Origin of the sequence: Enterovibrio baiacu (assembly GCF_004120195.1) — a bacterium.
GTDB lineage: Bacteria > Pseudomonadota > Gammaproteobacteria > Enterobacterales > Vibrionaceae > Enterovibrio > Enterovibrio baiacui.
Genome location: NZ_SCHN01000008.1, coordinates 375,776 through 392,386, shown reverse-complemented (window position 1 = coordinate 392,386; position 16,611 = coordinate 375,776). Strand labels below are relative to the sequence as shown.

At 47.3% G+C, this 16,611-nt stretch carries 14 protein-coding genes; 9 read left to right on the top strand and 5 right to left on the bottom strand.

Annotated elements, in window-relative coordinates:
* Positions 1-30: 30 nt before the first annotated feature.
* Positions 31-1,137 carry a sensor domain-containing diguanylate cyclase gene (locus EQP46_RS08670; protein ID WP_129493263.1) on the bottom strand — a complete coding sequence of 369 codons (1,107 nt, stop codon included), beginning with the start codon at positions 1,135-1,137 and terminating at the stop codon, positions 31-33.
* A gap of 287 nt (positions 1,138-1,424) precedes the next feature.
* Here EQP46_RS08670 and EQP46_RS08665 point away from each other — a divergent pair, with 287 nt between their 5' ends.
* The 5 genes from EQP46_RS08665 to EQP46_RS08645 all read left to right on the top strand — a co-directional run bounded on the left by EQP46_RS08665 (position 1,425) and on the right by EQP46_RS08645 (position 5,627).
* A complete protein-coding gene (locus EQP46_RS08665; RefSeq protein ID WP_129493262.1) occupies positions 1,425-1,709 on the top strand; it encodes a 2Fe-2S iron-sulfur cluster-binding protein in 285 nt (94 codons plus the stop codon).
* Positions 1,710-1,857: 148 nt separating this feature from the next.
* Positions 1,858-2,532: a YoaK family protein gene (locus tag EQP46_RS08660; RefSeq protein ID WP_129493261.1), complete on the top strand. Its 675-nt coding sequence runs from the start codon at positions 1,858-1,860 to the stop codon at positions 2,530-2,532.
* Between the two features lie 175 nt (positions 2,533-2,707).
* Positions 2,708-3,976, top strand: coding sequence for an O-acetylhomoserine aminocarboxypropyltransferase/cysteine synthase family protein (locus EQP46_RS08655; protein WP_129493260.1), 1,269 nt, complete (start codon positions 2,708-2,710; stop codon positions 3,974-3,976).
* A gap of 199 nt (positions 3,977-4,175) precedes the next feature.
* Positions 4,176-4,685, top strand: coding sequence for a VC2046/SO_2500 family protein (locus EQP46_RS08650; RefSeq protein ID WP_129493259.1), 510 nt, complete (start codon positions 4,176-4,178; stop codon positions 4,683-4,685).
* A 267-nt stretch (positions 4,686-4,952) separates the two neighbouring features.
* Positions 4,953-5,627: an SDR family oxidoreductase gene (locus EQP46_RS08645; protein WP_129493258.1), complete on the top strand. Its 675-nt coding sequence runs from the start codon at positions 4,953-4,955 to the stop codon at positions 5,625-5,627.
* A 74-nt stretch (positions 5,628-5,701) separates the two neighbouring features.
* Here EQP46_RS08645 and adhE read toward each other — a convergent pair whose 3' ends face one another.
* Positions 5,702-8,404, bottom strand: coding sequence for a bifunctional acetaldehyde-CoA/alcohol dehydrogenase (gene adhE, locus EQP46_RS08640; protein WP_129493257.1), 2,703 nt, complete (start codon positions 8,402-8,404; stop codon positions 5,702-5,704).
* 604 nt (positions 8,405-9,008) lie between these two features.
* Between adhE and EQP46_RS08635 the strand changes: the two genes are divergently transcribed.
* Positions 9,009-9,647: a YchE family NAAT transporter gene (locus EQP46_RS08635; protein ID WP_129493256.1), complete on the top strand. Its 639-nt coding sequence runs from the start codon at positions 9,009-9,011 to the stop codon at positions 9,645-9,647.
* Between the two features lie 94 nt (positions 9,648-9,741).
* On the opposite strand, the gene EQP46_RS08630 is transcribed toward EQP46_RS08635, so the two are convergent.
* Positions 9,742-10,743, bottom strand: a complete 1,002-nt coding sequence (locus EQP46_RS08630) for a porin (protein ID WP_129493255.1) — start codon at positions 10,741-10,743, stop codon at positions 9,742-9,744.
* Positions 10,744-11,243: 500 nt separating this feature from the next.
* Positions 11,244-12,632 (bottom strand): cysteine--tRNA ligase, encoded by a 1,389-nt coding sequence (gene cysS / locus EQP46_RS08625; RefSeq protein WP_129493254.1) that lies wholly within the window; start codon positions 12,630-12,632, stop codon positions 11,244-11,246.
* A 316-nt stretch (positions 12,633-12,948) separates the two neighbouring features.
* Between cysS and EQP46_RS08620 the strand changes: the two genes are divergently transcribed.
* From EQP46_RS08620 to EQP46_RS08610, 3 genes are all read left to right on the top strand, one after another.
* A complete protein-coding gene (locus EQP46_RS08620) occupies positions 12,949-13,446 on the top strand; it encodes a peptidylprolyl isomerase (protein WP_129493253.1) in 498 nt (165 codons plus the stop codon).
* Between the two features lie 41 nt (positions 13,447-13,487).
* A complete protein-coding gene (lpxH, locus tag EQP46_RS08615) occupies positions 13,488-14,210 on the top strand; it encodes a UDP-2,3-diacylglucosamine diphosphatase (protein WP_129493252.1) in 723 nt (240 codons plus the stop codon).
* Positions 14,211-14,379: 169 nt separating this feature from the next.
* Positions 14,380-15,000, top strand: a complete 621-nt coding sequence (locus tag EQP46_RS08610) for an EAL and HDOD domain-containing protein (protein WP_129493251.1) — start codon at positions 14,380-14,382, stop codon at positions 14,998-15,000.
* A gap of 101 nt (positions 15,001-15,101) precedes the next feature.
* On the opposite strand, the gene EQP46_RS08605 is transcribed toward EQP46_RS08610, so the two are convergent.
* Complete coding sequence (locus tag EQP46_RS08605; protein ID WP_129493250.1) at positions 15,102-16,604, bottom strand: CoA-acylating methylmalonate-semialdehyde dehydrogenase; 1,503 nt, start codon at positions 16,602-16,604, stop codon at positions 15,102-15,104.
* Between the last annotated feature and the right edge of the window lie 7 nt (positions 16,605-16,611).

Genomic DNA, 16,611 nt, shown 5'->3' with positions numbered 1-16,611 from the left:
CAAATGAATTCAGTGGTCAGTCTAATTTGGCTAGCCCGGAGTCGTTAAGGATGTGATCGTAATAGGTTTTTTCGATGCCGACACGGCGCAGTTTCTTCCCTGATTTTTGGCCTCAAGCAAGGCATTGTGTGCCATGTTGATCAGCTTATCTAACGCACGGGCATAAGAGATAGGGTATTCACTGTCACTTCTAAACGCGCAATACCCCACACTGATGGTGACAGGTTGTCCATCAAGCAAGCATTTGTTCACATGAGCTGCCATGCGCTCACAAACCTTCGCGACTTCAGATTGCAAGGTATCCGGTAACCAGACAATGAATTGCTCACCGCTATAACGCGCCACATAGTCATAGTTTCGAATGGCATGGCGAAGTGCTGTCGCGACCCCTTTCAGGATGCGATCCCCTTCATCGTGGCCGTACTTCTCGTTAGTCATGCGCAGAAAATCGATATCTACAAGCGCCACCGCCCCTTCCCCATCGCGACGGATAAGTTGGTTTAGCTCGCGGTGAAGATAATCAAACAAGGCACGGCGACTTGGGAGTTCCGTTAGCGGATCAACGAATTGTAAATGTTCGAGTCGTTGGCTCAACTCGCTGTAAGACTGCCTCGCCCCTTCAAGTTCGGCGCTGTATTCTTCATTCTCTAACTTCATTTCTAGCATCCCTGCCATTAGCACCAAGGCATCTTCATCTTGCGCGTCGTTGTGTCGTGGCTCAGCGGTGTTACGAGAAAAACTCAAGGTCCCCCATACCGCACCACCAAAATAGATTGCGACTCCCCAATACCCTTGAGGGAGCGCATTTAACGCCGGGTGACCCGAGAGCTTTTCATGTTGCTGGGTATCCGGCGCAAGAATGGCGCTTTCTGCCCCTGCAGCAATCCCACAAAACGTACTGCTGACCGGCACAACCTGCCCTGAGAAACGCTCAGGCACACTGCCTTCTGAAATACATTCAACGATATGAAGTTCTTTATTATCAATGCGCGATAAACAAGCGGCATTTGCGGAGAAGTAATTGAGGCCGATAAGCAGCACTTCCTGCGCCCACACCGAGAACGGAACATCACGTCTACGAACAATAGCGGGAAGTTGTTGAAATACGGTATTGGGTAGCGCGAGTTCCTGTGACATAACGGCCTCTTACTTTTTTCTTACTCATTAAACAAATAGCACAATGTGTTGAATCGGTTTTTATTCCGTGCGCTCGTTTTGTGTTGCGGCCATTGAATTAACGGCCTGCAATCATCTGTACAATAAGAAACCAATATGCCTATAAATTGTCACTTCAATATATCAAATATCTGTACAAATAATCTAAAGCGCAATTCTTAGAAATTAAATTATGCTTATTATTAGCAACTTGAAATCATGCTTCGCTTTTGCGTTTTTTCTTCATTTAACAGTAAAGGATCGAATTCATGCCAAGAGTGACCTTCTCTCGAACCGGAAAAAGTGTCGATCTTCCTGCGAACAGCTCTTTGATTGATCTCGAAGACAGCCGAGACAATGAAGTGCCGTTTGGTTGTCGCTCGGCAGCATGTGGAACCTGCTTGATTGATGTGGTGTCTGGCATGCATAACGTCTCCCCGAAAAATGAAGACGAGCAAGACTTGCTGGATACGCTGGACCTGGATGGCGACAAGCGCCGCTTAGCGTGCCAATGCGTTATTCACGGTGATGTGACCATCGATCCGCAAAGTTAGCGCCACCACCTTTCCCACCTCTCACTTCTTTCTACACCCGTCTTGATCTCAACCACCCGCGTTGTGCTTGATTGGTGTAGAATTCACGATCTTTCAGCAATCTTTGCTGTCTCTCCTTCTGGTTAGCATTTTCAACAAAGGTTTTTACGTGATTTCCAAACTGCCCAAATGGGTTGAGTACGGTGCGTTTGTGCTTGCGATGACAGCGGGCTGCGTGAACGGTATTGGGTTATTGGGGTTTGAACATCAGGCCATTTCCCACCTGTCAGGCACTGCGACACTGATTGGCACCGACATCATTAACAATAATCCCGTGAAGTTTGTTCACTTGATGGGTGTGTTAGCCGGTTTCTTTGGCGGCGCATTTTTGTCTGGTGTGGTGTTGAAAGACGGCACGCTGATCTTGGGCCGTCGATATGACTTCCTGCTGATCATCGAAGCTTTGCTGCTCGTTGCGGCGATATACCCGATGCAGCAGGGTGTAGCTTATGGACTGTATTTCGCAGCCGCGGCATGCGGGATTCAAAATGCCCTCGTCACCAGTTATAGCGGGGCGATTGTGAGAACCACCCACATCACGGGCATCATTACCGACTTGGGCTTAATGTTTGGTGCGCTCATGCGCGGGCATCCGTTAAACCAACGCAAGCTGGTGCTGTTTTGCGTCATCGTTGCCGGTTTCATTCTTGGTGGTACAGTCAGCGCCATCATTTATCCCATGATGGGCGCGTATTCTTTTGCTGCACCCGCGTTTATTTGTGTGGCGCTCGCTGGGGTATACCGCGTGCATATGTGGCGACAACGTATCAGTCCAAAGGCGTAATAGGTTTATGCCCAAACAAACTGAAGGTGCTTGCTGGATCCGGCGTCTTCAAGTTATTTGGGCTTATTGCAAAGGCTCGTTATCCGATGTGAGAAACTTGAGCACAAACAACCTACATTTTTTTTCTTTGTGCCATAGTGGAGAGCTGATGTGGTTCCATTTACAAGGATGAAAAATGAAAGACGAAACACTCTCCATTCACGCTGGATATCAAACTGACCCGACAACGAAGTCTGTTGCGACACCTATCTACCAGACTGTTGCTTATGAATTCGACAGCGCCCAGCACGGTGCAGATCTGTTTAACCTTGCCGTTCCTGGCAACATCTATACCCGTATTATGAACCCAACCAATGACGTGCTTGAACAACGCATGGCAGCATTGGAAGGCGGTATTGCAGGTTTGGTTGTGAGCGCGGGAAGCGCGGCAATCAATTATGCAATCCAAACCTTGGCGGAAATTGGTGACAACATCGTTTCTACGCCACAGCTTTATGGCGGCACTTACACCTTGTTTGCGCACATGCTGCCAAAACAAGGTATTGAAGTACGCTTTGCAAAAGACGACAAGCCAGAAAGCCTGGCCGCGTTGATTGATGAAAACACAAAGGCGGTTTACTGCGAAAGTATCGGTAACCCAGCGGGTAACATCATCGATTTGGCGAAAGTGGCTGAACTTGCCCACGCACAAGGCGTGCCTGTGATCGTTGATAACACCGTTGCGACGCCTGTTCTGTGTAAGCCGATTGAACACGGTGCTGACATCGTCGTCCACTCACTCACCAAATACATAGGTGGACACGGCACAACGCTGGGCGGCGTGATTGTCGATTCCGGTAAATTCCCGTGGGCGCAGCATAAAGCACGATTCCCTGTGTTTAACCAGCCTGAAGCGGCATACCACGGCGTGGTGTATACCGAAGCATTCGGTGATGCTGCCTTCATTGGCCGTGCCCGAACTGTACCTCTTCGAAACACGGGTGCTGCACTTTCTCCAATGAATGCGTTTATGTTGATGCAAGGGTTGGAAACGCTGTCATTGCGCATGGAACGCCACGTTGAAAACGCACTGAAAGTAGCGGAATACCTTCAAGGTCACGAGAAAGTAAGCTGGGTGAGCTATGCAGGTCTGCCAGATTCTGAGCACCATGCCCTTGCGCAGAAATACATGAAAGGACAACCTTCAGCGATTCTTTCATTCGGCATGAAAGACGGCTACGACGCTGGCGTGCGTTTTTATGATGCCTTGGCCTTGTTTAAGCGCTTGGTAAACATCGGGGACGCAAAATCACTGGCATGCCACCCTGCTTCAACCACGCACCGTCAGTTGAGTGAAGAAGAGCAAGCACAAGCGGGCGTTTCACCTGAAATGATTCGTTTATCTGTGGGTATCGAGCACATTGACGACATTATCGCTGATTTGGAGCAAGCGCTGAACGCTTGAGGCGGCAGCGTACTTATCCGTTGCAGTGACAGCGACATGACAATGAATGTCGAATCTAAAAGCCCGCATTGCGGGCTTTTTTCGTTGTTGGACACTCTCTAACCACCCGTAACTAAATGAAAAAAGAGTGAAATAAAGCCTAAAGCAACGGTCATTTATGCCGATACAAAAAAGGTATCCGACATAACCGTAGAGAATTATGCAAATTCACGCACTCGACAAAGCCAATTTAATCACAGATGTTCAGCTAGGCGATCAGCTTAGCCACGCTGTGACGCAAGGCCGTCGTTCGGATTTTGCATTGATGCTTGCGCTGCTCTCTGTGGATGCAACAGAAACCACCCCTATCGATCCCCCTTATCCAGAAAAATCGACAGACGCCGATTTGCGTAAAGCGCTTAATCTTCCTGAACCTGCTCGACTTTCAGCGGAAGACATCGATTACGATCTTTGTGGAAAACAAGCAGATGCCTTTCACCAATCAGGTATCGACAGTGCGCGACTGAACCATTGCGTTTCACCTTCTGCGCTACATTTTCCTGCATTTGGAACACATGATTTGGGCGAAGATGTGTATCATAATCTGTCAGGTCACCAGCGTAGAAAGCTAGCTGCTGAAAACCGTACAACTACCGAACTGGATCCGGTAAATCTGTATAATCAATTGGTTACCGCCAAGCGTTACCAAGAACTAAGCGCTCACGCCTAACCTTTTGATTTTATAGCACAAACCAAAAACACCTAACACGATCACCCTTCCGCTTCAAGCTAGATTCCCAAATAAAACATAACTGTGATCACTTCCTAAAAAATTAACTTTGCACACAGTTTGCACACTCTTTTTTGCACATCTACATACCACTTTCGCAGATCATGGTCCAAGATTGTTATCCACCTCTTAAAAAGCTGGGTATAAGTTGTTAATGAAAGCAGTATAACAATGGATGAGTCGAAAACAGATAAGTAAGGTCAGACAATGGATATTGCCAAATCCGTCATTGTAATCACAGCAGCAGGAACACCAACAGGTCGCGCAATGGCCGAGCATTTCTGTAAACTTAGGGCGCGCGTGGCATTGGTTGATACAGATTGCCAAAAACTTCAGGCAACCTATGAGTCCTGTTTAACGGCGGGTGGCAGTTGTTTCTCCTTCTTCTTGGAGAGTCGAAATGTAGAGAACATTTCTTATCTGTTTGAGGAAGTAAACCGAGAAATGGGGGCGGTTGATGTTCTGATCAACTATTGGCAAGCCGGTGGCCTACCGTGTCTCCTGGCCAGCAGCGATACCGTGAATCAAACCATTGCTGATGTGGCATCCAACTTATATCTCTTTGGCCGCGGTGCAGCCTTCAATATGCTCGATACCGGACGCAAAGGCGTGATTGTGAATATTCCAGGCGTGCTGACTGATATGGAAAAAGAAGCCACGTTAGACAGTTCGAACGCGGTGATTAGAGGGCTTACCCAAAGTTGGGCGCAAGAACTTGAGCACGCAAACATTCGCGTTGGGGGCGTGCTGCCGCGTTTACGCCACAACGACAAAGGGCTGATTCATCATCACCCTGCGATTAACTATGACATGATTGACGGTGCTGCTTACATCGTAGAAAACGACAGCTTCACAGGACGTATTCTCGAAGCCGCTAGCTGATCAAAGCATTCTCCAAAAAGAACCATAAAAAAAGCCCGCATCTGCGGGCTTTTTTCTAAGAGTCAGTTATCGCATTACGCTTTAGCTGCTTCTTTCTTTGTTTTTGCTGCTGGTTTCGCGGCTTCTTGGTCTGCTTTCTTCTTGATAACAGTTGTACCTTCGAACGTTTCACCTTCAACAAACGCGTTACCGTAGTAAGAAGCAACCAGTACTTCTTTCAGTTCGGTGATCAATGGGTAGCGTGGGTTTGCACCAGTACATTGGTCATCGAATGCTTCTACTGCTAGCTCATCCAGTTTCGCAAGGAAATCAGACTCAGACACACCCGCCGCTTGGATAGACAATGGGATATCTAGGTTTGTTTTCAGCTCTTCCAACCAAGCAAGTAGACGCTCGATTTTCTGTGCAGTGCTGTCACCGATTTGTGCTAGGCCCAAGTGCTCAGCCACTTCTGCGTAACGACGACGTGCTTGTGGACGGTCGTACTGAGAGAATGCTGTTTGCTTCGTTGGGTTGTCATTCGCGTTGTAACGAACCACGTTAGAAATCAATAGTGCGTTCGCCAGACCGTGCGGTAGGTGGAACTCAGCACCGATTTTGTGCGCCATTGAGTGACATACTCCTAGGAATGCGTTAGCAAACGCGATACCTGCGATGGTCGCTGCGTTGTGTACTTTCTCACGTGCGATTGGGTCTTTAGCACCGTTCGCGTAGCTTGATGGTAGGTATTCTTTCAGCATCTTCAGAGCTTGAAGCGCTTGACCATCAGAGTACTCGTTTGCAAGAACAGAGACGTATGCTTCTAGTGCGTGAGTCACTGCATCGTAACCACCGAATGCGGTTAGCGACTTAGGCATGTTCATCACTAGGTTTGCATCTACGATTGCCATTTGTGGTGTCAATTCGTAGTCAGCCAGTGGGTATTTCGCACCGGTCTTGTCGTCAGTAACAACCGCGAAAGGCGTCACTTCTGAACCTGTACCAGACGTGGTAGTGATACATACCAATTCTGCTTTTTTACCCATTTTAGGGAATTTGTAGATACGTTTACGGATGTCCATGAAGCGCATTGCCAGTTCTTCGAAATGCGTTTCTGGGTGCTCGTACATTACCCACATGATTTTCGCTGCATCCATCGGTGAACCGCCGCCCAGTGCGATGATTACATCAGGTTGGAAGCTCTGCATTGCAGCAGCACCTTTCTCTACAACAGACAGTGTTGGGTCTGCTTCTACTTCGAAGAAGGTTTGCACTTCCATGCCTTGTGCTTTCAGCAAGGCAACAACTTCGTCAGAGTAACCGTTGTTGAACAGGAAGCGGTCAGTCACGATCATCGCGCGTTTTTTACCTTCCAAATCGCTCAGTGCGATTGGCAGGCTACCACGGCGGAAGTAGATAGATTTAGGTAGTTTGTGCCACAGCATGTTTTCAGCTCGCTTCGCTACAGTCTTCTTGTTGATAAGGTGCTTAGGACCTACGTTCTCAGAGATAGAGTTACCACCCCATGAACCACAACCCAATGTCAGTGATGGTGCAACGTTGAAGTTGTACAGGTCACCGATACCACCGTGAGTGGTTGGGATGTTGACAAGAATACGTGCTGTTTTCAGCTTGTCGCCGAAGTAACGGATGCGGTCTGCATTAACGTCTTGGTCAGTGTATAGGCCAGAAGTGTGACCGATACCGCCGATTTCAACCATGGTCACTGCTTGAGCAACGGCATCTTCGAAATCATCAGCGCGGAACAGACCTAGGGTTGGAGACAGTTTCTCATGCGCGAATTCATCGTCATAAGACACTTTACCTAGACCTTCACCGATAAGTACTTTGGTGTCTGCAGGTACTGTTACGCCTGCCATTTCAGCAATCTTAACCGCTGGCTGACCAACGATTTTCGCGTTAAGCGCGCCATCGATAAGCAGTACTTTACGTACTTTCGCTGCGTCGTCTTTGCTTAGTACGTGACCTTTGTGAGAAGCAAAACGTGCTTTCACTTCGTCGTAAACAGAATCAACAACGATTGCCGCTTGCTCAGAAGCACACACAACACCGTTATCGAACGTTTTAGACATCAGGATAGAAGCTACTGCGCGTTTCACGTCAGCCGTTTCATCGATAACAACTGGCACGTTACCTGCGCCTACACCGATAGCAGGTTTACCTGAAGAGTAAGCCGCTTTAACCATGCCTGGACCACCAGTTGCAAGGATAAGGTTGATGTCATCGTGCTTCATAAGAAGGTTAGACAATTCTACAGATGGTTCGTCGATCCAACCGATGATGTCTTTTGGTGCGCCAGCAGCAACGGCAGCGTCAAGAACCAGCTTCGCAGCGTCGTTCGTTGAGTTTTTAGCACGTGGGTGTGGCGAGAAGATAATACCGTTACGCGTCTTCAAAGAGATAAGAGATTTGAAGATAGCCGTTGAGGTTGGGTTGGTGGTTGGAACGATACCGCAGATGATACCTACAGGTTCAGCGATAGTGAAAGTACCGAACTCGTCGTTCTCTTCCAAAATGCCGCAGGTTTTTTCGTCTTTGTATTTGTTGTAGATAAATTCAGAAGCGAAGTGGTTTTTAATAACCTTGTCTTCGACAATACCCATGCCAGATTCTTCGACAGCTTGTTGTGCCAGAGGAATACGGGCGTTGTTAGCAGCTAGAGAAGCAGCACGGAAAATCTTATCAACTTGCTCTTGTGAGTAAGTTGCAAATTCTTTCTGCGCTTTTTTTACGCGCTCAACCATTGCGTTGAGTTCAGCTACATTAGTTACAGGCATAGTTGTCTCCTACATACCTAAAGTTTGAAAATTATTTAGTAACTACATGCTCGTTTTGTTAGAGGCCTAAGCGTCACACTTCCTCAGTGAGCCTTGGCAAGCATTTAGTAAATAACTTTCAAAACCGATTATAGATTTTCACAAACTCAGGAAATTGATCAGGATCATATGTAGTAAACTTTCATAAATATTTTCGTTTATTGTACATTTACTAGACATATCGCAGGCTATCATTGGCTTTATTGACCAAATTCCACAACAAAACCACGGGAATGTAACACACTGCTTTCGTGGCTCATACACATGTATAACGACTTTCAGTGACATTTGTTGAATAAGTTATTTTAATGTGACCCACGTCATACTTATTTCAAGGTGAAACTGTGTAACCCCAGCTTTCCAAAAATCTTATCTATCTGTTTTAAATATACTTAATTTATTTTTCGTGCTGTTATCGATGAATCTATCACTGGTTAAATTCGTTGCTAGACGATCCCGCGCTATCTAGCAATTGGCATTTGATAATTCGACGCTATACTAGCGCCGATGATTGAGATATTTGCGATCGAAATCAGATTATCGTGTCACCCATCGAGTGATTGGAATGAATAGCATCGAGCTTGTAATATTTTTTCAATTTTTCATTGGTCTGTTTGCCGCAGTGAATCCGCTGGGCATCATGCCGATATTTGTGTCTTTGACTGCACACCAAGATCCTGCTGAACGGAACAAAACGGCTTACACCGCAAGCCTTGCTGTTGCCGCCATCTTGATTGTTTCTCTTTTAGCGGGACAATTACTGTTGGATCTGTTCAGCATCTCGCTAGATTCGTTCCGCGTCGCGGGCGGTATGCTGCTCGTCAGTATTGCCTTCACCATGATGAGCGGTAAACTCGGCGAAGTGAAACAGAACAAACAAGAACAATCAGAGTCCATCAGTCGCGAACAGATCGGTGTGGTTCCTCTTGCAATGCCATTGCTAGCAGGACCAGGCGCCATCAGTTCAACCATTGTGTATTCGTCTCGCTACCCAAGTTCGTTAGATACCTTGGGGTTAATTGGCACCATTGGCCTGTTCTCCGCGGGTATTTGGGTATTGCTACGTCTAGGTCCCTCCATTGTGAAGTTCCTTGGTCAAACGGGTATCAACGTTATCACCCGTATCATGGGCTTAATCCTTGGTGCACTGGGTATTGAATTTATTGCGAATGGTATGCGCGCGCTATTCCCAGGCCTCAGCTAAGTAGCGTCAGGCGCGGAATAAAGCACCCCCTTCCAAAACTCAAAAAGGAGCCTTAAAGGCTCCTTTTTCATTATGTTTATCCGGTCACTATCCGTTAGAAGTTGTAACGAATACCCGCTTGGAACTGGTCATCGTTTTGCTTACCGTCAAGACGGTTGAACTCATAACCTGCATAACCCAAGAAGTTATTGGTCACGTTGTAAACACCTTCGATCGCGTGGTAATCAACTTCGAAATCAGAAATCTTCGTTTTGTTGTCTGCATCGCGGTTGTTATAAACATAGCGGAAAACAAAATCGTCTAGCGTGTAAGCGGCTGCGATTTCATAACCATCTACATCCACGTTGTCGATTTCGCCCGAGACGTATATACCGCCCATGTAGAAATCACCGACGGCGTAGGAAGCAACCACGTTCATTTGGTTTGCATCAACGTCATTTTGCTTTCCATCCACATAACCGACACCAAAAGCAAAGCCAATCGGATCGTCATAGATCAGTGAAAGACCCGCGCTATCATTGTTCTCTTCATCAGACGCAATGTAGTTCGCAGTCGCTGTCACACCAAAAGGAATTTCAAGCTCGTAAACAAAGTTGTTTTCACGCTTGTCTTGGTTGCCTACCACAAGATCTGAGGCACTGCCCCCGAACGTTTCCATGATGTCAGTCACGTCTGTCAGAATCACCTGCGCAGAGTCCTGTTTACCATAAGAGAACGCACCAAAACCTGTCGCAACACCTGCGTACATGTATCGGTTTTCAATTTCAGAGCTACCAGACGTCAGCTCACCTTCGTAAAAACCAAACACAGAGACATCTTCATTGACGCGGGTTGTGCCATCAATGTAGATACGTGCTCGGCTAATGTCATCAAACGAACTCTTATTTGAATCAACAACTCCTTCACCGTTCGCGTCAGTAACAAAATTTCCATCAGCGTCTTTTTCGACGGTATTGGCATCTGAAACATTAAAACGCGGTTCGACTCGACCGCCTAAAAGTAGAGAAGAATCGTCATTGGAATACACCTCAAAGGCAAATGACGAAGTAGAAATGAGCGTACTCAGTAGTGTTGTAGAGAAAATTAGTTTGTTCATTGCTGCTGTCCTTAAAGACTTATCGTTAATCTCTTTTCCTAGAGAGCAACATCAAAAGTTTCCGTACAGCTCAATCGGGCGAACCCCACCTGACCACAAGACAGGGCTCAAAAACCTTTCACGTTGACTACCGACATCATGGGATATGCAGGATTTTTTCTTGTTCTATCTTTGAGAAAATGACATGTTTTCTATACGCGAATTATCTGGCATTTTAGTCACACCAAGAAATTCAAACAGTTACAGATGAATATGTTGTCACATTAAAATTAGTGCCAACTTTGACCGACTCTAAACATGTATATCTAGTGACATAGAATTGTTAAATTTACTTAAACAGCATGTTTCTCTTTTGACTGAGCTCGACCATTTTTTCCCTCTTCGCGCCCAAAGCATGCTCACACCTCGGCATGCGCGCCCTAGAAACACCATGATGAAAAACAGGTATAAAAAAACGGAGCCTAAGCTCCGTTTTATTTTTCTCGATGTTCCCGTCGTGTTTACTTGCGACGCCAGGTTGTGCCAGCAGCACCATCTTCTAACACAATACCCATGTCGGTCAGTGCATCTCGCGCTGCATCGGCAGCCGCCCAATCTTTGCTTGCACGCGCATCGTTACGCGCTTTGATCAGGCCTTCAATCTTCGCGACTTCATCATCATCGCCACCTGCTGCGTTTCCTTGAAGGAAAGCTTCAGGCTCTTGACCCAACAAACCAAGCACGTCAGCCAGTTCACGCATGCGTGCAGCCAGCTTCTCAGCAGAAGAGGTATCTTCCGCTTTTAGACGGTTGATTTCACGCGCCATATCAAACAGTACGGAATACGCTTCTGGTGTATTAAAGTCGTCATCCATTGCCGCTTTAAAGCGCTCAACAAATGCATCGCCACCTTCAGCATCAACAGACAAATCAAGACCACGTAATGCGGTGTACAAACGCTCAACGGCAGCACGTGCTTGCTTGAGGTTTTCTTCGCTGTAGTTCAACTGACTACGGTAGTGACCCGACATCAAGAAGTAACGCACAGTTTCTGCGTCGTAATGACCTAGAACGTCACGGATGGTGAAGAAGTTACCCAGCGATTTTGACATTTTCTCACGGTCAACCATCACCATGCCGCTGTGCATCCAAGTATTTACATACTGGGTATCATGGGCGCAGCAAGATTGTGCGATTTCGTTTTCATGGTGTGGGAAAGTCAAATCTGAACCGCCACCGTGAATATCGAAATGGTTACCAAGGATCGCTGAGTTCATTGCAGAACATTCAATGTGCCAGCCCGGACGACCTGCGCCCCACGGAGATTCCCATGTTGGCTCACCCGGCTTAGACATTTTCCACAATACAAAATCCAGTGGACTCTTTTTCGCTTCTTCGATGTTAACGCGCGCACCGGCTTGCAACTGATCCAAATCTTGACGAGACAACTTGCCGTAATCGTCAAATTTCGCCACTTCAAACAGCACGTCGCCATTTGATGCAACGTAGGCATAACCACGTTCAATCAGACGCTCAACCAGCTCGATGATTTCAGCGATGAACTCTGTCGCGCGTGGTTCGATGTCTGGGCGCTTCATGTTCAATGCATCAAAATCCGCATGCATTTCGCCAATCAAACGGTTGGTCAGTGAATCACAGCTCTCACCGTTTTCAGCAGCACGTTTGATGATCTTGTCGTCAATGTCAGTGATGTTGCGAACAAACTTCAGGTCGAAACCTAAAAAACGCAGGTAGCGAGACACCACATCAAAAGACACGAAAGTACGACCGTGGCCGATGTGACACAAATCGTAAATGGTAACCCCACACACATACATGCCAACTTTGCCTGGCTCAATCGGTTTGAATTCTTCTTTCTGTTTGGTGAGAGAGTTATAGATTTTTAACATGGTTGTCGAGTTACCCATTACAATTATTAGCTAAACACTAGAGATGTATATTACCTCAAGACACTGGGTTTCAAAAGGTGGTTAGGCGTTCGATTTGATGGTGCAAATCAATGGAATTTAGCGCAGTTTGCTCTGATTGTGAGCATCTAAGCCATCACTGATTTCGACATAGGCCGATTAATAGACAGAATTACGTTGCAACATGAAGACCACACCGTTATCGGGAAGGCTTTTTCTCCGTAATCAGTTGAATGTCGCGCCCGTTGGGATAGAATCAAACGTCTAAGCTAAAAGCTAATTAAATTAGGAACAAAACATGGTTACGCTTCATACCAATTTTGGTGACATCAAAATCCAACTTAACACTGAAAAAGCGCCACTCACGTCAGAAAACTTCATGCAGTACTGCCGTGACGGTTTCTACAACGGCACGCTTTTCCACCGTGTCATCGACGGTTTCATGATCCAAGGCGGCGGTATGGCGTCTGGCATGGAAGAAAAAGAAACTGGCGCATCTATCAAGAACGAAGCAAACAATGGTCTAAGCAACACAATTGGTACCATTGCAATGGCGCGTACGATGGAACCGCATTCAGCAAGTTCACAATTCTTCATAAACGTGGGTAACAACACTTTCCTAGACCACAAGTCTGAGTCTATGGATGGCTGGGGTTACTGTGTATTCGGTGAAGTGGTTGAAGGCATGGACGTTGTTAACAAGATCAAAGGTGTTGCAACGGGCAAATGGGGTTACGTTCACCAAGACGTGCCTGTTGAAGAAGTGCTGATCAACAGCGTAACCATCGAAGAATAAGACAATGAGGGGCAGCAAGGTTACTTGCTGCCCTCTTTCCTATGACAGTACTTTTTATATCCGATCTTCATCTCAGCCCCTCTCATCCTGAAATCACCGATTGTTTTTACCGTTTTTTAAACGATGAAGCGCCTCATGCGTCGGCCTTGTATATTCTTGGCGATTTGTTTGAAGTGTGGGTAGGTGATGACGACGACGTTCCACTTCATCACGAGGTGGCAGCCGCACTGAAAGTGCTCTCCGACAAAGGCGTGGCCATTTACTTCATTCATGGCAACCGCGATTTCATGATCGGCAAACGTTTCGCAAAAGCGTCAGGCATGACCTTGCTACCTGAACACACCGTGATTGATCTGTTCGGAAAACCCACCCTGATTCTGCATGGCGACACCTTGTGTATTCAGGATGAAGGGTATCAGCGCTATAGGAAAAAAGTGCATAACCCTTTTGCCCAATGGCTATTCATGCGCCTCCCTCTGTCTTACCGCAAGAACATCGGCAGTAAGATCCGCAAAGGCAGCACAGAGAGCAATCAACAGAAAACGGAAGACATCATGGATGTTGATCAGGGTGAAGTCTCACGTGTGATGGCATCGGAAGGTGTAATGACGATGATTCATGGTCACACACATCGTCCAGATATTCATACCTTCTCAATCGGCAATGATCTCGCGCAACGAATCGTTTTAGGCGATTGGTATACTCAGGGCTCGGTACTTGCCTGCACCAAAGACGGCTGCAAGTTGGAAACACGGTCGTTCTAACCGAATACTCCCTCGAAATTCAATGCCCTCAAATTCATCAAGTTTAAAAAAGTATGAATTTGATGATTTAATTTTCGTCGCGAAATATCAGTCTTTATTGGCACTCTCATTTTTAAGACATCCAATACACTTATCAGGTGTCCCTAATTCATAGGCATTTTGGCTTCATATGAGCTCTAACATTGCACGACAGGCTATTTTCAATCGACAGAATCAACTCGTTGGTTATGAGTTGCTTTTTAGAGATGGTCGTTGCGATACGTTTCCTCTCGTTGCCGCTGAATATGCCACTGAGATCGTGCTAAATGACCTCTTTGTCTCAGGGAAAACCTCTGTCCGAACCGTCTCAGACGGCCAACCATGTTTCGTTAACTTCTCTTATCAAAGCCTGATCAATGGCACAGCGCTCAACTACCCACCGCAAGATTTGGTGATAGAAGTGCTAGAGAATTGCGTGCCTGATACTGTGTTGTTCGATGTTCTGGTTGATTTGAAAAACCGCGGTTATCGCATCGCCTTTGATGATTTCAACCCGTGCGACGCGTGGCGACCTTTCCTGCCATTGGCAGACATTGTGAAGCTTGATTTTCGCGCGCTTTCCCCTGAGACCATCAGCCGCTTTGTGTTGGATTGCAAATTAACAACAGGGTTTCTGCTTCTCGCGGAAAAGATAGAAACCCCTGAAGAACTGATACTCGCACGTAAGTTGGGTTTCGACCTGTTTCAAGGTTACCAACTGAGCAAACCTGAGCGCATTCCCTTCGGCGATGTCACCGAACACGTCGCATAGCAAGCGAGAAAGCAGAAGAGAGAAAAAAGGAGCCAGATCAGATGGGCTCCTTTTTTTTCCCCGTTATTTCGGGTATCAGACGCTGTTTCACGCCATAAATGCTATTTCATGGTTGGCATAATGAAATCGGCATTGGTACGAATACCGGTTGGCCAACGCGCCGTGATTGCCTTGCGTCGCGTATAAAACCTCACACCGTCAGGGCCATGCATGTGCAACGGGCCGAACAAAGAGCGCTTCCAGCCACCAAAACTATGAAACGCCATGGGAACAGGAATGGGCACGTTCACGCCCACCATCCCCACTTGGATTTCATGACAGAATTGTCTCGCGGCATCGCCGTTTTGCGTGAAGATAGCAGTGCCGTTGCCAAACTCATGTTCGTTGATAAGCTTTACCGCCGTGGCGTAATCTGGCACACGTACAATCGCGAGCACAGGGCCAAAAATTTCGTCGCGATACACCGTCATGTCTGGCGTGACATTGTCGAACAAGCAACCGCCAAGGAAGAAACCTTCAGCATTCCCACCGTCCGCACTTTCCGCCTTCACGCCACGCCCATCCACCACTAAGGTCGCGCCCTCTTGAACACCTTGTGCCACGTAGCCTTCGACTTTCTTCAAGTGCTCAGCGGTGACCAAAGGCCCCATTTCCATGCCGTCGATAGTGCCGTTGCCCACGCGTAACGCTTCAACTTTCGGTGTCAATTTGTCAATGAGCGCATCAGCAACATTGCCAACAGCGACCGCCACAGATATCGCCATGCAACGCTCTCCCGCAGAGCCATAAGCCGCGCCCATTAAGGCATTAACCGCTTGATCAATATCCGCATCGGGCATTACCACCATGTGGTTTTTCGCGCCGCCCAGTGCTTGAACTCGCTTACCGTGCGAAGAGGCTGTGCTGTAGATGTATTCTGCAATGGGTGTCGAGCCTACAAAACTGACCGCTTGTACATCTGGATGCGTCAAAAGCACATCCACCGCTTCTTTGTCGCCATTCACCACGTTAAACACACCATCAGGTAAGCCCGCTTCTGTGAGCAATTCTGCAATGCGTAACGTCGAACTCGGATCTTTCTCTGAAGGCTTCATCACAAACGTATTGCCGCACGCAATGGCAATAGGAAACATCCACATGGGAACCATGATGGGAAAGTTGAACGGGGAAATACCGGCCACCACGCCCAAAGGCTGATTGAGTGACCATGCATCAATACCCGCGCCAATTTGCTCCGTCATTTCGCCTTTTAAAAGGTGCGGAATACCACAGGCAAATTCCACCACTTCGAGTCCACGAGTAAGCTCGCCTTTTGCGTCATCAATGACTTTACCATGCTCTTGCGTGATCAAGGCGGCAAGTTCATCAAGGTGCTCTTCCACCAGCGCTTTGAACTTGAACATGACGCGCGCACGTCTTAATGGTGGGGTTTCAGACCAAGCAGGAAATGCCGCTTTTGCCGACGCCACTGCATCCGCGGTTTCGCTTGCAGACGCAAGAGATACGCTTCCGGACACTTGCCCTGTCGCGGGGTTGTAGAGTGATTGGCTTCGCTCGCTCGCGGCAGTGTATTTACCGTCGATGTAGTGTGTTACTGATGTCATGTCCGTA